The organism is Nonomuraea sp. NPDC050202, assembly GCF_040656115.1.
GTDB lineage: Bacteria > Actinomycetota > Actinomycetes > Streptosporangiales > Streptosporangiaceae > Nonomuraea.
In genome coordinates this window covers 1-18,351 of record NZ_JBFALF010000077.1, presented here as the reverse complement: position 1 = coordinate 18,351, position 18,351 = coordinate 1, and the positions used below count along the sequence as shown (strand labels likewise).

21 protein-coding genes and 1 pseudogene are annotated in these 18,351 nt (G+C 69.2%); 15 read left to right on the top strand and 7 right to left on the bottom strand.

The features are described from left to right. Positions 1-10: 10 nt before the first annotated feature. Entirely contained in the window at positions 11-406 is a 396-nt protein-coding gene (locus AB0I79_RS61725; protein WP_357895542.1) for an SDR family oxidoreductase, read from the top strand. After that, positions 339-1,137: pseudogene (locus tag AB0I79_RS61720) on the top strand (Tn3 family transposase); the annotation flags it as partial. The gene AB0I79_RS61725 and the pseudogene AB0I79_RS61720, both read left to right, overlap by 68 nt. Before the next feature lie 120 nt (positions 1,138-1,257). Here AB0I79_RS61720 and AB0I79_RS61715 read toward each other — a convergent pair. After that, complete coding sequence (locus AB0I79_RS61715) at positions 1,258-1,692, bottom strand: VOC family protein (RefSeq protein ID WP_357895539.1); 435 nt, start codon at positions 1,690-1,692, stop codon at positions 1,258-1,260. A 249-nt stretch (positions 1,693-1,941) separates the two neighbouring features. On the opposite strand from AB0I79_RS61715, the gene AB0I79_RS61710 reads away from it, so the two are divergent. The 4 genes from AB0I79_RS61710 to AB0I79_RS61695 all read left to right on the top strand — a co-directional run bounded on the left by AB0I79_RS61710 (position 1,942) and on the right by AB0I79_RS61695 (position 5,127). Beyond that, positions 1,942-2,235 carry a site-specific integrase gene (locus AB0I79_RS61710; RefSeq protein ID WP_357895533.1) on the top strand — a complete coding sequence of 98 codons (294 nt, stop codon included), beginning with the start codon at positions 1,942-1,944 and terminating at the stop codon, positions 2,233-2,235. Between the two features lie 194 nt (positions 2,236-2,429). Continuing rightward, on the top strand, positions 2,430-2,708 hold the full coding sequence (locus AB0I79_RS61705) for a hypothetical protein (protein WP_357895530.1): 279 nt from the start codon (positions 2,430-2,432) through the stop codon (positions 2,706-2,708). A 75-nt stretch (positions 2,709-2,783) separates the two neighbouring features. Then, positions 2,784-3,794 carry a hypothetical protein gene (locus AB0I79_RS61700; RefSeq protein WP_357895527.1) on the top strand — a complete coding sequence of 337 codons (1,011 nt, stop codon included), beginning with the start codon at positions 2,784-2,786 and terminating at the stop codon, positions 3,792-3,794. A gap of 1,153 nt (positions 3,795-4,947) precedes the next feature. Beyond that, the gene (locus AB0I79_RS61695; protein ID WP_253744050.1) at positions 4,948-5,127 is read left to right on the top strand and encodes a hypothetical protein; all 180 of its coding nucleotides are present in this window, start codon (positions 4,948-4,950) and stop codon (positions 5,125-5,127) included. 234 nt (positions 5,128-5,361) lie between these two features. On the opposite strand, the gene AB0I79_RS61690 is transcribed toward AB0I79_RS61695, so the two are convergent. Beyond that, on the bottom strand, positions 5,362-5,490 hold the full coding sequence (locus AB0I79_RS61690; protein WP_357895548.1) for a hypothetical protein: 129 nt from the start codon (positions 5,488-5,490) through the stop codon (positions 5,362-5,364). A 222-nt stretch (positions 5,491-5,712) separates the two neighbouring features. Here AB0I79_RS61690 and AB0I79_RS61685 point away from each other — a divergent pair, with 222 nt between their 5' ends. Beyond that, positions 5,713-6,225 carry a hypothetical protein gene (locus AB0I79_RS61685; protein ID WP_357895545.1) on the top strand — a complete coding sequence of 171 codons (513 nt, stop codon included), beginning with the start codon at positions 5,713-5,715 and terminating at the stop codon, positions 6,223-6,225. A 60-nt stretch (positions 6,226-6,285) separates the two neighbouring features. On the opposite strand, the gene AB0I79_RS61680 is transcribed toward AB0I79_RS61685, so the two are convergent. Both AB0I79_RS61680 and AB0I79_RS61675 read right to left on the bottom strand, forming a co-directional pair. Then, complete coding sequence (locus AB0I79_RS61680) at positions 6,286-6,810, bottom strand: redoxin domain-containing protein (protein WP_357895524.1); 525 nt, start codon at positions 6,808-6,810, stop codon at positions 6,286-6,288. Between the two features lie 615 nt (positions 6,811-7,425). Beyond that, a complete protein-coding gene (locus AB0I79_RS61675; RefSeq protein ID WP_357895521.1) occupies positions 7,426-7,926 on the bottom strand; it encodes a hypothetical protein in 501 nt (166 codons plus the stop codon). 17 nt (positions 7,927-7,943) lie between these two features. Here AB0I79_RS61675 and AB0I79_RS61670 point away from each other — a divergent pair, with 17 nt between their 5' ends. Continuing rightward, positions 7,944-8,174, top strand: a complete 231-nt coding sequence (locus AB0I79_RS61670; protein ID WP_357895536.1) for a GntR family transcriptional regulator — start codon at positions 7,944-7,946, stop codon at positions 8,172-8,174. Positions 8,175-8,320: 146 nt separating this feature from the next. Here the strand turns inward: AB0I79_RS61670 and AB0I79_RS61665 are convergent, their stop codons facing one another. Next, complete coding sequence (locus tag AB0I79_RS61665; protein WP_357895517.1) at positions 8,321-9,163, bottom strand: LysR family transcriptional regulator; 843 nt, start codon at positions 9,161-9,163, stop codon at positions 8,321-8,323. Positions 9,164-9,235: 72 nt separating this feature from the next. Here AB0I79_RS61665 and AB0I79_RS61660 point away from each other — a divergent pair, with 72 nt between their 5' ends. Continuing rightward, the gene (locus tag AB0I79_RS61660) at positions 9,236-10,435 is read left to right on the top strand and encodes an MFS transporter (protein ID WP_357895514.1); all 1,200 of its coding nucleotides are present in this window, start codon (positions 9,236-9,238) and stop codon (positions 10,433-10,435) included. Positions 10,436-10,690: 255 nt separating this feature from the next. Then, complete coding sequence (locus AB0I79_RS61655; protein ID WP_357895511.1) at positions 10,691-10,939, top strand: hypothetical protein; 249 nt, start codon at positions 10,691-10,693, stop codon at positions 10,937-10,939. Between the two features lie 36 nt (positions 10,940-10,975). On the opposite strand, the gene AB0I79_RS61650 is transcribed toward AB0I79_RS61655, so the two are convergent. Both AB0I79_RS61650 and AB0I79_RS61645 read right to left on the bottom strand, forming a co-directional pair. Beyond that, entirely contained in the window at positions 10,976-11,551 is a 576-nt protein-coding gene (locus AB0I79_RS61650; RefSeq protein WP_357895509.1) for a cyclophilin-like fold protein, read from the bottom strand. Positions 11,552-11,720: 169 nt separating this feature from the next. Continuing rightward, positions 11,721-12,644 carry a helix-turn-helix transcriptional regulator gene (locus AB0I79_RS61645; protein ID WP_357895506.1) on the bottom strand — a complete coding sequence of 308 codons (924 nt, stop codon included), beginning with the start codon at positions 12,642-12,644 and terminating at the stop codon, positions 11,721-11,723. A 225-nt stretch (positions 12,645-12,869) separates the two neighbouring features. On the opposite strand from AB0I79_RS61645, the gene AB0I79_RS61640 reads away from it, so the two are divergent. The 5 genes from AB0I79_RS61640 (at position 12,870) to AB0I79_RS61620 (ending at position 17,832) form a co-directional block, all read left to right on the top strand. Further along, positions 12,870-13,196, top strand: a complete 327-nt coding sequence (locus tag AB0I79_RS61640; protein ID WP_357895503.1) for a carboxymuconolactone decarboxylase family protein — start codon at positions 12,870-12,872, stop codon at positions 13,194-13,196. Positions 13,197-13,203: 7 nt separating this feature from the next. Continuing rightward, entirely contained in the window at positions 13,204-13,605 is a 402-nt protein-coding gene (locus AB0I79_RS61635; protein ID WP_357895500.1) for a cupin domain-containing protein, read from the top strand. A 62-nt stretch (positions 13,606-13,667) separates the two neighbouring features. After that, complete coding sequence (locus tag AB0I79_RS61630) at positions 13,668-14,690, top strand: zinc-dependent alcohol dehydrogenase family protein (protein ID WP_357895497.1); 1,023 nt, start codon at positions 13,668-13,670, stop codon at positions 14,688-14,690. 397 nt (positions 14,691-15,087) lie between these two features. Continuing rightward, a complete protein-coding gene (locus AB0I79_RS61625; protein WP_357895495.1) occupies positions 15,088-15,855 on the top strand; it encodes a glucose 1-dehydrogenase in 768 nt (255 codons plus the stop codon). A gap of 819 nt (positions 15,856-16,674) precedes the next feature. After that, positions 16,675-17,832, top strand: coding sequence for an alpha/beta hydrolase (locus AB0I79_RS61620; protein WP_357895492.1), 1,158 nt, complete (start codon positions 16,675-16,677; stop codon positions 17,830-17,832). Positions 17,833-18,351: the final 519 nt, after the last annotated feature.

Sequence of the window (18,351 nt, the reverse complement as noted above, 5' to 3'; positions counted from 1 at the left end):
GAGTACGACCATGACCGGCAAGACCGTACTGATCACCGGCGCGACCAGCGGCATCGGCGCCCACACCGCACGATTGCTCCTCGAGCGCGGCCACCGCGTGGCCGTCACCGGCCGCGACGAGACCAAACTCAAGTCCTTCCTCGACGAGACCGGCCACCCCGACCGGCTGCTCGGCATCATCGCCGACGCCGCCGACTGGCCGGCCACCCAAGCCGCCGTGACCCGCACCGTGGCACACTTCGGCGCCCTGCACGCCGCGGTGGCCAACGCCGGCTTCATCCCCGCCGACCACCCGCGCACCATCGCCGACGGCGACCCGGAACTGTGGGCGCCCATGGTCCTCGTTCATCCTCGACTGCCTGATCAACATCGACGCCGGTCCCAAGCCGGAAGTCGTCACGACTGACCAGGCGTCGGGTTCGGACATGGTGTTCGGGATCTTCTCCATGCTCGGTTTCCGGTTCGCGCCCCGCTTCGCCGACCTCGGTGACCAGCGGTTCTGGCGCGCCGACGTCCCCAGCGGTGACGCCCCGAGCGGGGAGGGGCCGGACGAGGAGACCGCGAGCGGCTACGGGGCGCTGGAGGCGATTGCCCGCAGCAAGAGCAATCGGACGAAGATCCAGACGCAGTGGTCCGGTATGGTCCGGGTCGCTGGTGACCAACCAGGTCCGTGCCTATGACCTGCTGCGCATGTTCTCCCGTAACGGCAGCCCCACCCCGCTCGGGCAGGCGTTCGCCGAGTACGGCCGCCTCGACAAGACGCTGCACCTGCTGAGCAGCCTCGACCCGATCAACGACACCTACCACCGGAAGCTGAACAAGCAGCTCACCGTACAGGAATCCCGACACCGGCTCGCCCGCAAGATCTGCCACGGCGGGGGCGGCCAGATCCGACAGGCATACCGTGAGGGCCAGGAGGACCAACTCGCAGCTCTCGGCCTGGCCGTCAATGCCGTTGCTCTTTGGAATACCCGCTACCTGTCGGCCGCCGTCGAACATCTCCGCGCCCCGGGGGTGCCCGTCAAGGACGAGGACGTCGCACGGCTCAGCCCGCTGGGCCACGCCCACGTGAATTTCCTGGGCCGCTATGCCATCGCTTCGTCCGGGCCTTCCGAGGGACTGCGCGAACTCGGCGAGATCCCCGATCTTCCCGAGATCAACAGCGGCGCGGCGCGAAGGGCGGCTGAAGGACAGCCTTCCCCGTGGGAGCCGATCAGCGAGTCAGGTCTGTGTCGCATACAACGAGGTAGACGTTCGTCAGCTCAGGCAGAACTCGTTGCCCTCGATGTCCTGCATCACGAGGCACGACTCGTTTTCTTCATCGGCGGGCAGGAGCCGCACGCGTTTCGCGCCGAGAGGGATCAATCGTGCGCATTCGGCCTCGAGGGTTGCCAGGCGCTCTGCACCGACGAGCCCGGTGCCGACCCGCACGTCAAGGTGCAGCCGATTCTTGACGACCTTGCCTTCGGGAACGCGCTGAAAGTACAGCCGCGGACCGACACCCGAGGGGTCGCTGCATGCGAACCATGAGTCCCGCTGCTCGGGCGGCAGCGTGCGATTGAAGTCGTCCCAACTGGCGAACCCCTCAGGCGGTGCCGGCGCGACATACCCCAACACCTCGCACCAGAAGCGACCGACACGCTCAGGTGAGGCACAATCGAAGGCGACTTGAATCTGCTTAACGGATGCCATGGGAAAATCCTCCCATAGATCACTATGCATGCCGTAATCGCCCACCGTGTCCCCCAGCCGGATTGGCGAAGTCCTGAAAAGATCCACAACCCCAGCTTGAACGCCTCGCCCGCCGAACGGTTGCGAGATGACCTTCGTTTATCTGGCAAGACCAAGATCGAATGGCCATGGTAGCAGGGAGTCATCCCTCCATGATGGGGCGTTCGATTGCCAGTTATCTGGCAACTCGGCGCACGGGAGGGTGAAGACGTGGATCCGGTGATCGTCGAACACCTCGGCAAGGACCATCCGCTCGCCCGCCACCTCGACGACTTCCGCACCGACCGCAAGAACGCGGGCGCCTCCCCGCACACCCTGCGCGCCTACCGCGGCGATCTCCTCCAGTTCACCGCGCACTGCGACGGCGAGATCGCCGAACTGACCGCGCCGCCCATCCGGGAGTTCCTCACCGCGATCGGCGCCCTGTCCGCGGCAACCCGCATGCGCAAGCGCGCCGCCGTCCGTAACCGAATTACTCAGACGAGAGGGCCAATGTGCGAGTGACAGGCATCCTGCGAAAGACCGCGATCCTCGGGGTTGTGGGCGCGACCTTGTCGATCATGCCCGCGGCCGGTGTCTCGGCCTCGGCGACCTCCGCCTCGGGGCAGCGGGTGCTCAGCGGCAGCTGTACCGGGAACACCAATTCCTCGTCCAACGGCAGGGTCGAGGCCTACTAGACGCCGAACGGTTCGTACGACGTGGTCGACAAGATCACGTACAAGGTGTGGGCTGCGGAAGGCACTAAGCCCGGCAAGAAGAGCAACGTGAGCTTGCGGATCCGCGAGTCCATCTCCGGCAAGCCGGACAAGACGCTGTACAGCTGGGAATTCGGGGACAACGTCAAGCCGGACACAACGCACTCCCACCACCCTTACCGGCAGGTGGCGTACAAGACGAGGTGGCATGTCGACGCCAAGTTCGTGTTCGACTACAACGGCGTCGATCCGAGGTGCACCGCTACCACCAACAAGGCCTGACGGCGGATGACGGGTGTGCCGCGCGCGTCGCGGCACACCTTCTCCTTTCCGGAGCCTCTTCCAGGAGCGGAATCTGTGACCCCACGAGCCTTGCTCGCCGTGCTGGTACTCCTGACCGGCTGCGGCACCGCGACCGATCAGCCGGAGCCGGTGACCGAGCGCCCGCCGGAGATCGTGACGGTGTCCGCGGAGGGCGTCGTGGTGGCTGATAACCGGGCACGGGCGTTCTATGGGCTGGACCGGTCGGGCAGGGAGCTCTGGCGGGATCCCGCCGCGTACGCCGTGGGCGCCGACGTGATCTGCCAGGCACGCTGTCCCGACCCGGTGTTCTCCGGCTCGGCGGAGGGAGCGCACCCCGAGCCACGTTCGCTCTCGGGCGTGTTCGCGCGGTCCGACGCCCGGATCAGGCGGGTGCCGACCGCGCGTAACGCCTCGGACGCCGTGATCGTTGAGAGCGACGGGGCGGAAGAGGACAGTCTGCGGCTGATCCGGCCCGCGGGCAAGGACACGCGCATCCGGTTGAAAGGGGCTATTTCCTGGGCGGAGGACGCGTCCAGGACGACCGCGGTCGCGACTTCAGGCAAGCGGGCGCTGTGGTTCCGGCACGACCGGCGGGGTTGGCGCGAGGTGGCCAGGGACACGCTCGCCGAACCGGTGAGGGTGCTTTGTGCATCAGACGGTACCGCGGTGGTCGCAGGGGAACGCGCCTATGTGCTGACAGGCTCGGGCAAGCCGGTACCGATTACCACGAGCCTCCCGGTCGTCGCCGGATGCGCCGCCGGGACGCAGGGCCTCGTCGTGTACGCCTACTGGCGCGACGGCGACGGCAGGCGGTTCACCGGCGTCCGGGGCGTCGACTCCGCCGGCAGGCAGAGGTGGTCACGCGAGATCGCCGCCGAGGCCCAGATCCGCGCCCATCCGTCCGGCGCGGAGTTCCTGATCACGTATGGCGGTGCGGCCGAGGTGGTCGACCCGGCCGGCCGTACGATGGCCAGGCACCCGGGCACCGCCTCGGCCGCCTACACCACGGACGGCGAGCTGGCCCTTCTGACCACGGAAGGAAGGCTACGCTGGCCGGATCGTTAGGGCGCGTCCGACAAACGGTGCCCCGACGCCGACCAGCGTGGTGGCGGGGCCATGACAAGCATCTCTGCCTTGCGCACCCAGCACAGCGCCGCCAGTAAGGTCAGCCAGATCGGGTCCGGTGCGGCGGCGAAGTCGGACGGGCACCTCGATGCCGCCGTAACCCGGCATCGAGCGCGATCCCCAGCAGTGCGCGACCTTGAAGGTGTCGCTGGACTACCGGGCCCCGCCATGCCGTCGAACCTCTGGCTGTCCGCGGCGTGGCCGACCCGGCCGGTGGAGCTGCCGGTGACGGCCACCGGCAGCGGGCCGCGCAATGTGCTGATCCCGCAGAACACCCGCAACCCGTCCACGTCCCTGCGGAGCGCGCGGCCTGCGCGCCGTGCTCGGCCGGCGGGCCGCCACGGTCACCGTCGATCAGGGTGGCCACGGCGTGTTCGGGTTGGGCAACTGCGCCGACGAGGTGACGAACGCCTTCCTTGCCACCGCGGCCATGGCGATGCCGCTGGCGTATCCGGTCAGGTCATGCGTGATGGCGACCGCCCCAGCCGTCCGGGGTCGGACTTCAACTCCAGCAGGAACCCGTCCTCACCCGTGGCCGGCTCCCACTCCCGACGCACCCGAACCTGCCCTCCACCGACCGTCTCCGACACGAACACGATCAAGCAGGAACCCCATCCAACCAGCCACATTCACCGCTCCGAAACGATCACGAACCGCAAGCGTGATCTCTCATTCCGCTACCTGGCGGCTGGGGACATGTTCGGGAGCAGAGGGCTGGCTCGGGCCGCTCGTAGTCACCGTGCACCGAAACCACGATCCCCTGTCCGTGGGTCAACTCCGCCACATCGCGCACCGGGCAGGCCGCATCCACCAGCTCCCGGATCCGCAACCGCGAGCAGAACCCCGCGGTGACCGGTAATGCTCCGAGCATCTTCTCGACACTGGCCTGACCCCACTGCGCACGCTGTCTCACCGGCCAGGTCATACCGCGACAACGATCACCACAGCAACCCGACGATCTTCAAACACCCTCACGTGCGGAAAGCGGGGCTAGCGGCACGCGATCGGCGGGCTAGGGCTGCCAGGAAGCCTTGGCCTCGTGTGATCTCCGCCCGGTGGGCGGGGAGCCGATCCCTGGAGAAGAGGAATGGGCATGACGTCCGTCTTTGGAAGGCTGAGCGACCGGCTGCTGGCGATGATCGTCCCGCAGGAGAACGCGGCCGCCGTGGAGTGTTACTACATCTACAAGTGCATCTACCCGATCAGGCTGCGCGCCCGCTGCTGTGACGGCAGCTGCGCCCCGTACGTGATCATCAGCGAGAACGGCTGCTGACGATCGAGAACGCCGCTCCTGCCCACCCATGCGGGCGCGCAGGAGCGGCGCCGTCGTTGTCAGGAGAGAGCCGCCTCCTGGTAGCCACTGGCCTGGAGCCGGAACAGCCTGGCGTGGCCCCGCCCTGGCCAGGGCCACGCGCTGCCACTGGCCGCCCGAGAGCACGACGCCGGTCTCCGGGTCGTCCTTGTCGTCCTCGCTGAAGAACATCCGCGTGAGCATGGTGTCGTAGCCCTATGGCAGCGCGGAGAGCTTGCCGTCGATGCCGGCCTCCCTGGCCGCGCCCTGGACGCGGGCCCCGTCACCCCGGGCGGCGACGAAGCCGATGGAGATGTTGTCGACGGCGGACCGGTCGTGCGCCATGTGGTCCTGGAAGACGCCGCTGACGCGCTGCCGCAGATGGTCGGGTGGAGGTGGCGGAGGTCGACGCCGTGGCAAATAATGCTGCCGTGCTGCGGGTCGTAGAACCGGCACAGCAGCTTGACCAGCGTGCTCTTGCCGGCGCCGTTCAGGCCGACGAAGGCGGCGGCCGCGCCGGCCGGGATGAACAGGTTGAACCCGCGTGAACCCGCGCAGGATCCACGGATGGTGGTCGCTGTAGCGGAACCAGACGTCGGTGAGCCGGATGCCGTCGCGCAGCCGGGGCATGGGGGCGGGCGCGACGGGGACCGGCAGGCCGGGCTCCGCCTGGATGACGGTGACGTAGTGGCGGGACATGACGAGGTCCTGGTGGAGCCCGGCGATGCCGGAGACCAGCCCGTTGAGCGCGCGCCCTGCCCCGTCTGCATGCCGTTCTGGGCCAGCCGCAGCCGGTCGTGGAAGACCGGGTCCTCGAACGGGCGCAGGCCGGCGAAGCGCAGGGTGGCGGTGAAGAGCTGGGCGGTCGTGTGCGCGGTGAAGAGCCGGCCGATCTGGCTGCCGAGATACCGGCTGACCTGTGGCAGGGCCGCGACCAGCACCCCGGCGCCGGCCAGGCCGGCCGCGAGGGCCGGCAGCCCGGTCGCCGGGCCGTCGCCCACCAGGGTGTCGACGACCGCCTTGGTCAGCCAGGCCACGGCGATCGGCGCGAGCGCCTCGGCCAGCATGACCAGGACGTAGAGAAGTGTCAGGCCGTGGCCGTGCGGATGGCCGTCCCCGCCGCGACGCGAGCGGCTGCGATCATGTGCCTGCGGCGACGGGCATGACGTGGTCGCTGGAGACCACCGTCCCGTCCGCGCTGATCCGGAGGACGGTCGGGTAGCCGGTGACCTTGAACGCCGACTGCACGGGCCCCCCGGGCGTCTCGTGGACGACCCGCGCCACCTGGGCGAGCTGGTCGACGTACGCCTCCGAGGGTTCGCCGGGCTCGGCGGCGACCACGGCGAGTACCGCGTCCTGCGTCCGGCGGGCGTGCTCGACGAACCGCGGCAGCAGCTTCTCGCACGGCTCGCAGCCCACCGAGAAGAAGCCGACCAGGGCCGGGCCGCCGAGCAGCTCCCCGGAGATCGGCTCGCCGCCGGTGGTGGTGGCGGCGAAGTCCGGGAGCCTGTCACCCGGTACGAGCCCTTCGCCGCGCATCGGGTCGGCATGGGCGTCGGCCTGCGCGGCCTGACGGCGCAACCGCCGGATCACGCCCACGGTCAGCAGCAGATTCACCATGCACAGCAGACCGACCAGCACCACCGCGGCGACCAGGTACGACATCACACACTCCCCGACGTTTGCATGAACCCACGACGAGGGATGCTCCCCGATCCTCCTAGCGCGTCCCTAGCGCGCGACTGGCCTCCGGCGCCGGCCGGCAGGTGGGTTTCCCGCCGTGGATGGGCATGCCGGTTCCCATGGGTCGAACCTTGATCTTCTTCCGGCGTGCGGGCGTGCGTCTCCGTACTCGTCCTCATGGTCCTGCCGGTCACCGCCGCGCTCACCCCCAGCGGGCGGCGGCCGAGTCACGCGAACGGGTGCGGGCCGCGGCGCTGGCCCGCCGCATGCTGGCGCAGCTCAAGGTCGTCCGGCCCTTGTCGCTGCGCGGCTACAGCCGCGAGCGGTTCCAGCCCCTCTGGGCACGGCACAAGGGCGCGTGCAACACCCGCGAGTACCGGGGTCGAGGAGGAAGTCCGCAGGTATTGGCGGTAGCGCACCACGCCGGAGCTCAAGCGGTGGTGTCTCGTTTCCGGGGGCGCAGGGGATCGCGGTCGGCGACATGGGCGGCCACGGCGTCGACGCTGGGCCGGGCGTAGCGCTCCAGGGAGCGTACGGAGGCGTGCCGGGAGCGGGCCAACAGGGCTGGGGTGTTGGTGCTGTCCCCGGCTTCGTGCGTCAGCGCGGAGTGGCGCAGTTGATGCAGCGTCCATCCGCTGTCACGCGTGGGGACGTGGGCGGGCGCCCGGCGGTCGGTGAGGACACGGGCCCGCGGGTGCGATCCTTGAGCAGCCGGGGCTGGAGTTGGGCGGTGCCCGATTGCCAGTGCACCCATTCGATCGCGCCGCCCTTGGGGGTGACGCGGCCGCGTTTGTCGGCCGGCAGCAGATCCGCGACGTCGAGGCAGAGGATCTCCTCGGCTCGTGCGCACGTCTCGTACATGGCCTTCCAGAACGTGCGTTCGCGCACGCTGATCTTGAGGTCGAACAACGCGGCGATCTGCTCGCGCGACAGGGCCCGGGTTCGGTCCGGCGGTGCCGGGCGGCGTTCGATGCCGATGATCGGGTTGTGCATCAGCCAGCCGCGGGCGCGCCACCAGGTGATGGCGGCCTTCATCACCGACAGCTCACGGTTGACGGTGTCGGCGTCGACCAGGCGGGCTCGTTGCGCGAACGCCACCTGCTCGCTACCGCGAGATCGCCGACGACCTCCGCGCCAAGATCCTCAACGGAACGTACCTGCCGGGCCAGCCGCTCCCCCACGCCCAAGCCCTGATGGAGGAATACCAGCTCAGTTCGCAGAACACCCTCGAACAGGTCTACAAGATCCTCAAAGGAGGGGCTGATTCACCGCAACGCTGCCGTGGGCATGATCGTGCAAGCGCCGCCCAGGCCGTCAGCTGCCGCTCAGGGTCGGTTTCCTCCTGAGCGCACTTCCTGCTCGGGGAGGTCTTGCAGGAGGGCGATCACCGGCTGGAGCACCTCCATCGCGGCCTTCGGCGCCGGCGTATGGGCACCTGGCCAGGTCCTGTTGTGGGATGGACGGGAACCGGCGCGCTGACCAGCCGCGAAACTCAGATCATGCGTCGTAGCGCGGTCTCCACGGCATCGATCAGCGGATCACCTTCGGTCCGTGGGTGCCGTGCGAGACCGAGCTCGACGTCCGGCAGGGTGGGCAGGGCATCCGGGTCGTGGCAGGCCATGACCGGTTCGAGGTTCGCGGGCATGAGCGCCGCGACGCCGAGCCCGGCCCGTAGCGCGGCGAGCACACCTACCAGGCTGTTGCTTTCGAACGCCACTCGCCAGGGCCGATCGGTACGTTCCAGCGTTTCCAGCACTGACGTACGCCAGGCGCACGTGTTCGAGAACAGCACCACCGGCAGCGGATCGGCAGCCACGTCCACACCGTGTCCGATCGCCCAGACCAGTGGGCGGCGTACCGTCCAGCGCGGCGGTCCGGGAACGTCCGGCACCTCGTCGAGCACGAGGTGGACGCGGCCCGCGTCGTAGGCCTCCCGCATCGCGGCGTTGGAAAGGCTGAGCACCTCCAGCGTCGCGCCGGGGTGCAGCCGGGCGAGGTCGGCGAGGGCCTGCGGAAGCTGGGACGCGGCGAGGTCTTCGAGCAAGCCGACGCCGCAGTGGCCGGTAAGCGCGCGCCCGGCTTCGGTGAGCGCCTGTGCGGAGAGCGAAAGAATGCGTTCGGCGTACGGCAGAAGCTCCTCACCCGCCCGGGTCAGCGAGACGCCGGACGGCGACCGGTACAGCAGCGGACGGCCGACAACGCTCTCGAGCTTGCGCAACTGCTGGCTGAGCGCGGGCTGGGTGTGTCCGAGCGCGGTGGCGGCGCGGCTGATGCTGCCCGCCCGCACGGCGGTGACGAACGACCGCAGCAACGCGGTCTCAAGATCTCTGGCCATAAGAATTCATTATGTCTGCTCCAACAAATTAACCACTTCCTATGATGTGACGGATGATCTAGCGTCACGCGGGTGACCAGATACCGTCAGGTGCTCGCCGTGCCAGGGATGGCATCGCTGCTGGGCGTTTCGCTGCTCGCCCGTGCCGCGATCACGGCTGACGTGATGGCGCTGACGATGTACGTCGTGCTGGGCCTAGACATGAGCTACGTGGCAGCGGGCGGTGTCGCGGCGGCTCTGACCGCCGGGGTGGCGCTGGGAGGGCCGCTGCTTGGCCGCATGATCGACCGGCGGGGCCTGCGCACCGTGCTGCTGGTAACCGTCATGGTGCAGGTCGTGTTCTGGCTGAGCGTGCCGATCCTGCCGTACGGGATCCTGCTGGGCGCCGCCTTCGCGGCGGGTCTGCTGATGGTGCCGGCCCAGCCGGTGACCAGGCAGGCGATCGCCGCGATGACGACGGCGGGACAACGGCGGGCCGCGTTCGCGCTGGAATCGGTGCAGGGCGAGCTGTCGTACATCGTGGGCCCGGCGATAGTGATCCTGTGTGCGGCGAAGATGTCCCCCGATGTGGTGGCGTGGGGGGTCGGCGCCGCGATCGCGGCCGGCGGAGCCGGGATCGCCTTGCTCAACCCTCCGCTGCGTGCCGAGGACGAGGCGGATGCCGGCGCGACCGGACGGCCCCCGCGCCGGGAGTGGCTGGGCGCCGGCATGATCGCCGTACTGACGATGGCGTTCGGCACCACGACGCTGCTCAGCGGCGTCGACCTCGCCATCGTCGCCACGCTCGAAGAAGCAGGTCAGGTGTCCTGGGCCGCCGTGGTCGTAGCCGTGTTCGGCGTGGCCTCCGTCGCCGGCGGGCTGATTTACGGCGCGCTGCCCCGGCCGCTGCCCACATGGCTGCTGCTCGGCTTGCTCGGGCTCGTGACGATTCCCGCCGGGCTTGCCCACGACTGGCCCTGGTTGTGCGTGGCCATGGTCGGCGCCGGGCTTCTCACCGCGCCGACCCTTTCCACGGTGGCCGACGCGGTGAGCCGGCTGGCGCCGGCCAGCGTGCGGGGTGAGGCGACAGGTCTGCAATCCTCGGCGCAGAGCGCGGGTTTCGCGCTCGGATCCCCGATCGTCGGGGTGGCGATCGACGTCTCCGTGCCGGCGGGCGGCTTCGCGGCGGCCGGGCTGGCCGGCCTCGCCGCCGCGCTGATCGGATGCCTGCTGTCCCGCCGCTCGCCCGCCAGAACGCGGTCTCCGATCTCCTCATCCGTCAGCCACTCATAGCCCGGGACCGCGACCCTCGCTGCGATACCCGCGCCGTCGCCCCGGCCTCCCGAGCGCGCCGGCGTCGGCTCGTCCACCAGCCACCGCAGCATCGCATCAGCTGCGCCAGGCTCGACCAGTCCACGCCGTGGCCACGGCAGTTCGGTACGCATGTGATCGGCGATCGACCAGCCCCCCGCCGTCGTCCCCACAGCTGCTGCAGCTGGGCTCGCTGCTTCCCAAGGAATGGAGCCCTTGTGCTTTCGGCTCACACGGTTGAGCGCGACGGTGGAGCAGTGCCGGTTCTACGGCGTGCATGGTCAGGCCCAGCAGGGCATCGACTTGTATACCCGCAGGCGTGACGGCTCGTACATGGTTGTCCCATGCAAGCGCAGCAGCGACGGCTTCGCACCAGGCGAGGTCACCGACGCAGTGAAGGTGTCCCTGGCTGGTGATGGGGCGGAGACGGCAGAGCTGTTCGTGTTGGCGGTGACCGTGAGCTTTGATGACACGGAATCTGGCTGACCGTGTCGAGCAGGAACGCTGGCGCGATGCCGGGTTTCACCCGGCCAGGGTGACGGTCACGTCGCCGCCCTGAAGCTTCTCGAGCTGTTCGGCAGTGGCTTTGTAGGTGCCGAGGTGGATCACTTGGTCGGAGTGGCCGATGCCGGCGGTGTTGTAGTAGAAGCCGAGGTTGCCCCAGGGCACGAAGTAGATGAGGTCGCCGTCCTCGGGGTCTGATCCGGGCGAGCCGGTGGTGTCCAGCTTGCGCGGGAGGTAGCCGATCTTCTCGCGGCCGCTGAATTCCTCCAAGGTGAGGGTCAGCGGGAGCATCGAGAGGAAGTCCCGGGTGGTGGCGTTGTCGGCGCCGATGACCACGTCCACGGAGACGCCGCGCGCGGTGAAGCGCACGATGCTGCCTTCGACCTGGCGGGGGAGGGAGGCGGTGGCCGAAGACGTACGGGCCGGGGTGGCGTTCGGGATGTCCGTCGTGCCGGCAGTCGCGGGCGAGGAGGCCGGCGGCGTGGATGCCGAAGCGTTCGGCCCGGAAGCCGCAGGGGCCGGGCCGGTGGCGGCGCATGCGGTGAGGGTGAGCAGTATCGCGAGCGACCCGACGATGAGAGTCTTCGATAGCACGGGAATGGTCCTTTGAAGGTGGTCGATGGAGGCGGCCGGGCCGCTGATCTGTGTCTTCCAGCGCGGCTGGACGCATGGCTCCGACCGGCCTGCCGGACGCACGATCCGGGTGAGGGAGTTCTCGTGGCGGCGCGGACGGTCTTCGCGGTCTCCTGGCCGGCAGGTTGGGCTACTGGCCCTGGTGGTGCGGCTGGTCCTTGTGCGGGAGGGAAGCGGCGTCGAGGGTGGCGGCCCAGCTCGCGAGCAGGCGCAGAGCGTCGTGGGACGGGGTGCCGGGGGCGGCGGTGTAGACGGTCAGGTTCAGGCCGGGGTCGGCGTGCAGGTCGATGGATTCGTAGTCGAGGGTGAGGTCGCCGACGGCCGGGTGGCGGAAGGTCTTGGTGCCGGCGTGGTGCAGGCGGACGTTGTGAGCGGCCCAGCGGGTGCGGAAGTCGTCGCTGCGGGTGGACAGCTCGCCGATCAGGTCGGTGAGGTCCTTGTTGTAGGGGTCGCGGCCGGCTTCGGTGCGCAGCAGGGCGACGGTGACGTCAGCGGCGACGTCCCAGTCGGGGAAGAAGTCCGGCCCGGCCGGGTCGAGGAACTGAAAGCGCGCGATGTTGGCCGGGCGGCCGCCGGCCGCGGCCTGCGCGGGAGAGGCGGATGCGCTCTGGTAGACCGGCCAGTACATGGCGCGACCGAGCCGGTTGGCGGCCAGCAGGTCCATGCGGTCGTTGCGGATGATGGCCGGGGCGTCGCTCATGGCGTCCAGCATCCGCTGCAGCCCGGGACGGACCTTGACCGCCGGGCGGCGGGCGGGACGCCGGGGACCGGGAGCCGCGGCGCGGGCCAGGTCGAACAGGTGGGCGCGTTCGGCCTCGTCGAGCTGCAGCGCGCGGGCGACGGCGTCCAGGACGTCGGTGGAGACGCCGCTGATGTGGCCCTTTTCGAGACGGGTGTACCAGTCGGTGCTCACACCGGCCAGCACGGCGACCTCCTCGCGGCGCAGGCCGGGCACCCGGCGGCGGTTGCCGGGGGCCAGCCCGGCCTGCTGCGGGGTGATCCTGGCGCGCCGGGTGATCAGGAAGTCGCGGATCTCGTCTCGGTTGTCGTGCACGTTTTCACTGTATGAAGCGGCCGGAAGCGGAAGGGGGTAGAGGTTGTCCCCCCGATAAACGCGACCTCCCGCCCGTGAATCGCGGCCGGTTGGCTAAACATTGCCGACGCCGGGAGGACGATCGTCGTCCCGGCAAAGGAACGCCATGGAGGAGGTCATCTTCTCCTCGGGCACAGATGATTCGACCGGTTCACGGATACGGGGCGACTGAAGGAGGCGATGCGGATGTCGAGTGACAAGCCGTCCGGCGCCCAGGCCATGTTCGGGGATTTCGCTCCACAACTGGTGCACCTGACCGATGACGTGCTCTTCGGCGAGGTGTGGCCGGATCAGGCCCTGTCACGGCGCGACCGCAGCCTGGTGACCGTGGCGGCCCTGGTGGCCCTGTATCGCGGCAACGAACTGCCCTTCCACCTCAAAACGGCCATGGACAACGGGTTGAGCGCCGAGGAGCTGAAGCAGGCGATCACCCATCTGGCGTTCTACGCCGGCTGGCCGAACGCGATGACCGCCATGACCGAGCTGAAGAAGATCGTCGAAGCGGGGAGCTGACCTGAGGATGGAGCTGATCACGCAGCCGCCGACCAGCAAGGCTCCGGCTGAGATGTTCACCGGGGACGCCTGGTGGGATGTCATCTACCAGGGCCAGGAGCCGTCCCGGGCGCGTGCGAACATCGTGCGATTCGCGCCGGGCGCGCGTACCGCGTGGCATTCTCACGGGCTCGGCCAGACCCTCTACATCGTCGAAGGCGTCGCACTGATCCAGTCACGCGGCGGGCGGTTGATCGAGGCCCACCCGGGCGACGTCGTGCACACCCCGCCGGGCGAGGAACACTGGCACGGCGCCGCCCCCGACCGTTTCATGGTCCACCTGGCGCTGTGGGAGGGCGACGAGACCACCTGGCTGGAGCACGTCGGCGACGCCGAGTACGGGGCGGCCCGCTCCAGCCTGCGCGGCTGAACTCGGCTGCCTGCCGACCTGCCACATCACGACACATCTGATCCGGATTGAGGAGACTCACCATGCGTGGAGCAGTGTTGTACGCCCCGGGCGACGTGCGCGTCGAGGACCGCCAGGACCCGGCGATCGTCGAGCCGACCGACGCGATCATCCGTCTGTCAGCGACGTGTATCTGCGGCTCGGACCTGTGGCCCTACCGAGGCGTGGAGAAGCTCGGCGGGCCGGCCGTGATGGGGCACGAGTACGTCGGCGTCGTGGAAGAGGTCGGCAGCGAGGTCACCACCGTCAGACCCGGCCAGTTCGTCGTCGGCTCGTTCGTCGCCGCCGACGGCACCTGCGAGATCTGCCGCTCCGGCTACCCCTCCTCGTGCGTGCACCGGGTGTTCATGAACGAGGTCGGCACCCAGTCCGAGCGCGCCCGCATCCCGTACGCTGACGGCACCCTCGTGGCCACCCCCGGTATGCCCGGCGCGGAGCTGATCCCCAGCCTGCTGGCCGCCTCCGACGTGCTGGGCACCGGCTGGTTCGGCGCGGTCGCCGCGCAGGCCGGCCCCGGCAAGACGGTCGCGGTCGTCGGCGACGGCGCGGTCGGCCTGATGGCGGTGCTGGCCGCCAAGCAGCTCGGCGCCGAACGGATCATCGCGATGAGCCGCCACGAGACGCGCCAGAAGCTCGCGCGCGAGTTCGGCGCCACCGACCTCGTCACCGAGCGCGGCGACAACGGTGTGGCGCAGATCAAGGACCTGACCGGCGGGTTGGGCGCCCACTCGGTCGTCGAGGCGGTCGGCACCCAGGAGTCGATGCGGCAGGCCATCGGTTCCGCCCGCCCCGGCGGGCACGTCGGCTTCGTGGGCGTCAACCACGGCGTCGCCCTCAGCGGCGACGAGCTCTTCTTCGCCCAGGTCAGCCTGCTCGGCGGCCCGGCCCCTGTGCGCCGGTTCCTGCCCGAGCTGATCGAGCTGATCTGGGAACGGAAGATCGACCCCGGCAAGGTCTTCGACCTCACCCTCCCGCTTGACCAGGCGGCCGAGGGATACCAGGCCATGGACGAACGCCGCGCGATCAAGGTCCTCCTGCAGCCCTGACATCCGGCGGTTCGAGCCGGTCTTCCGTCTGTTCCTCCTCCTGCTGATGAAGGAGAAGCGAGGCTTCATGTCCGACGAGCTCTCCAGTCACGAGCATGGCGATGGCGAGGAAACGTCCGGGTGGTCCCGTCAGCCGAAACGGCGCCCTCATCTACCACAAGCCGTAGGGCAACCTCGGCTTCTCCTGCAACGCCGACAACGGCCACGACGACGACGTCATCACGATCGGCAACGTCGAGTTGGCGTGCAACAGCTCGACCCGTCTCGAACAAGGCCAGGTCACCGTCGAAGTGATCGAGTAGCCGCCGCCCGACCCGCACGGACCCGGGACGACGCTCCACGCGCAGACCGGTCGGCACCCGAACAAAGAACACCACCAGCCAGGAGAGCACACGATATGAACCCTGCCTACGACTTCACCGGCCAGATCGCCTTCGTCACCGGAGCCGGTTCAGGGATGGGGCTGGCCACTGCCCGCGCGTTCGCCGAGTCCGGGGCCGCCGTCGCGCTCACCGACATCAACACCGAGGCCCTGGACGCCGCCGCCAAGGACCTCACCGGCGCCGGCCACCAGGTTCTGGCCCTCACCTGCGACGTCAGCGACGAGGACGAGGTCGCCGCCGCCGTCGACCGCACGGTCGAGACCTTCGGCCGTCTGGACATGGCCTTCAACAACGCCGGCATCCAGATTCCGCCCTGTGACGCCGCCGACGAGTCCATCGAGGTCTTCGACCGCGTCAACGCCATCAACCTGCGCGGCGTGTGGGCGTGCATGAAACACGAACTACGGCACATGCGCGCCCAAGGCAGCGGCGCCATCGTCAACTGCTCCTCCCTGGGCGGCCTGGTCGGCATCCCCGGCCGCGCCTCCTACCACGCCACCAAGCACGGCGTCATCGGCCTCACCAAGAGCGCCGCCCTCGAATACGCGCCCCGCGGCATCCGCGTCAACACCGTCTGCCCCGGAACCATCGACACCCCCATGGTCAGCGACATGATCGCCAAGGGTGAGCTCGACCGCGGCCAGGCCATGGCCGACCAGCCCATCAACCGTCTCGGGACCGCCGATGAGATCGCCTCGGCGGTCCTGTGGCTGTGCAGCCCCGGGGCGAGCTTCGTCGTGGGAGTCGCCCTGCCCGTCGACGGCGGCTACGTCGCCCGCTGACACCCCTGACGGCCTCGAAGATCCCGAAGCCATGCGATGCCGCCCCTCGCCGTCGAGGAGTTCTCCGGGTCCTGCAACACCGCCGGGTCGGCCACTGCGATCAGATCACCGCATCGGCACCGACGAACGCGCCGCTCGAACAGCTCATTCGCCTCCGGACGCGGACCGCCGACGTGACGGCCGACCAGAACGAGCAGACTCAACGCTGTGTGGCCGCGCCGCCGCCCGTCACAGCGTGCCGCTGGGCGGAGAGATCTCAGGCGGAGCCGTCCGGATGGCTCAGCCGCACCAACTGCAGCGGCCCAACGCGATGAACGACGGCGGCCCGGTGGCGTCTGCCTGTCAGGTGGCGGGCATGCGGATCACCCGGTCGTCGTCGGCTGTGGGCCCGCCCCGCCCGTCGGTGTTGGTGGTGAGCAGCCACAGCGACCCGTCGGCCCCGACAGCGACCTCCGCACGGCGCCGGCCGGGGGCCGGCTCTGCCTGCTGCGGGACGATCCTGGCGCGCCGACCTGCGAGGAAGTCGTGGATCTCGTCTCGGATGTCTCATGCACGTTTCTGACTGTAGGGAGCGCCCAGCTCGGTTTGGGGGTGGAGGTTGTCCCCCCGATAAACGCCACCTCCCGCGCGTGCGAGGGAGCCGGTTTCCTGGGTGTTGTACGGCGTGACGGCCTGTCGTCCGATGAAAGCCGTCACCAGCGCCGCTCGATCAAGAAACCACCGGCCCTCACCCGCTGAGGACCCATTCGCGTCCGATCAAGGAAGCGCTGACTTCCCCTGCCGCCGAAGCCTTCGGCGCAGCCCTCAAGGAGCGTCACGATGAACACCACGTCCGATACCGCCAGACAGACGATGACGACGGCACCCGCGGGCCGCAGCCTCACCCGCCGTGGCCTGATCCGGCGGGCCGGTGTCGGTGCCGCCGTCCTGGGTGTGCTTTTCTCGACAGGCGGCACTTCGGCCGCCGCCCAGGCCAGCACGTCCTCGGTGCCAGCGGCGCACGCGGCGCCGAATCTGCCGCCTGGCGACACCTCCAACGGAGCGGACAACTTCTACACCAGCGACCAGGTGACGGTGCAGAAGGTGTCCTTCAAGAACCAGTATCAGATGAACGTCGCCGGGAACCTGTTCGTCCCCAAGAACGTCAACCGCCGCACGAAGAACCCGGCGATGGTGGTCGGACACCCCATGGGCGCGGTCAAGGAGCAGAGCGCGAACCTGTATGCCACCAAGCTGGCCGAGCAGGGATTCGTCACCATGTCCCTTGACCTGTCCTTCTGGGGCAAGAGTGAAGGCCGGCCGCGCAACGCCGTCTCCCCGGACATCTACGCCGAAGACTTCAGCGCCGCGGTCGACTTCCTGCGCACCCAGAACTTCGTCGACAAGGAACGGATCGGCGCGCTCGGGATCTGCGGCAGCGGCAGCTTCGTCATCAGCGCGGCCAAGATCGATCCGCGGATCAAGGCCGTCGCGACGGTCAGCATGTACGACATGGGCGCCGCCAGCCGCGACGGGCTCCGCAAGTCGCTCACCCTCCAGCAGCGCAAGGACATCCTCGACCAGGCAGCCCAGCAGCGCGATGTGGAGTTCGCGGGCGGCCCGACCGCATACACCAGCGGGACGCCCGAACAGCTGAACGAGAACTCCACCGCGATCGAGCGGGAGTTCTACGACTTCTACCGCACCGCCAGGGGCTACAGCCCGAACACCACGACGCACCCGACACTCACCAGCAACGTCAAGTTCATGAACTTCTACCCGTTCGCCGACATCGAGACGATCTCGCCCCGCCCGATCCTGTTCATCACGGGTGAGAAGGCACATTCGCGGGAGTTCAGCGAAGCGGCCTACCGGCTGGCCGGTGACGCCAAAGAGCTGGTGATCGTTCCCGGTGCCGGTCACGTGGATCTCTACGATCGCGTCAACCTCATCCCCTTCGACAAGCTGACCAGCTTCTTCCGCGCCAATCTGAAGTGACGCCCGGGCGTGGCCGCGCACCGGCCCGTGCCGGCATCACGCGTCGATGCCCGTACGGGCCGGTGCGGCCCGGCTCACTTCGGCTCGTGGCCGCCCGCCGCGTGAGGGGACGCAGGCCCCCGCCATGTCCGACGCTGAGGGATCTGGAAGGCGAGCGGCAGGCGGCCATGTTGCTGGGGCCTCGGAAACACCCCGTACCGGGCCAGCGCGGACAGCCCCACCGCAGGCACCGACTCCATTTGCGGTTCCGATGTCAGTCATCCGCCACGAGAGTGTCCTCAGGTCCACGGACGGATCGACCCGGCGCCGCTGTTCGGGGAGCGGCGTTCGGCGCGGGCACTCATCAGTGAACCCGGCTGGGCCGCCGGTCACGTGGCCGGAGCTTGATGGTCATGGCGTAAGCGCTCACCGCGAGGCCGGCGAACCCAGGCACTGGGCAAGAAGTACGGCAGACGCTGGGCGCTGCGCGAGTGCACCATCGACATCCCGGCGGGCCACGTCGTGGGGCTGGTGGGCCCC

Bases quoted from the DNA above. Each gene is read 5' to 3' on its own strand.
- AB0I79_RS61695 (WP_253744050.1), top strand. From the start codon at position 4,948: ATGACGTCCGTCTTTGGAAGGCTGAGCGACCGGCTGCTGGCGATGATC.
- AB0I79_RS61625 (WP_357895495.1), top strand. From the start codon at position 15,088: ATGAACCCTGCCTACGACTTCACCGGCCAGATCGCCTTCGTCACCGGA.
- AB0I79_RS61665 (WP_357895517.1), bottom strand. From the start codon at position 9,163: ATGGCCAGAGATCTTGAGACCGCGTTGCTGCGGTCGTTCGTCACCGCC.
- AB0I79_RS61640 (WP_357895503.1), top strand. From the start codon at position 12,870: ATGTCGAGTGACAAGCCGTCCGGCGCCCAGGCCATGTTCGGGGATTTC.
- AB0I79_RS61715 (WP_357895539.1), bottom strand. From the start codon at position 1,692: ATGGCATCCGTTAAGCAGATTCAAGTCGCCTTCGATTGTGCCTCACCT.
- AB0I79_RS61630 (WP_357895497.1), top strand. From the start codon at position 13,668: ATGCGTGGAGCAGTGTTGTACGCCCCGGGCGACGTGCGCGTCGAGGAC.
- AB0I79_RS61680 (WP_357895524.1), bottom strand. From the start codon at position 6,810: ATGTCGTACCTGGTCGCCGCGGTGGTGCTGGTCGGTCTGCTGTGCATG.
- AB0I79_RS61725 (WP_357895542.1), top strand. From the start codon at position 11: ATGACCGGCAAGACCGTACTGATCACCGGCGCGACCAGCGGCATCGGC.
- AB0I79_RS61685 (WP_357895545.1), top strand. From the start codon at position 5,713: ATGGTGGTCGCTGTAGCGGAACCAGACGTCGGTGAGCCGGATGCCGTC.
- AB0I79_RS61690 (WP_357895548.1), bottom strand. From the start codon at position 5,490: ATGGCGCACGACCGGTCCGCCGTCGACAACATCTCCATCGGCTTCGTC.
- AB0I79_RS61635 (WP_357895500.1), top strand. From the start codon at position 13,204: ATGGAGCTGATCACGCAGCCGCCGACCAGCAAGGCTCCGGCTGAGATG.
- AB0I79_RS61620 (WP_357895492.1), top strand. From the start codon at position 16,675: ATGAACACCACGTCCGATACCGCCAGACAGACGATGACGACGGCACCC.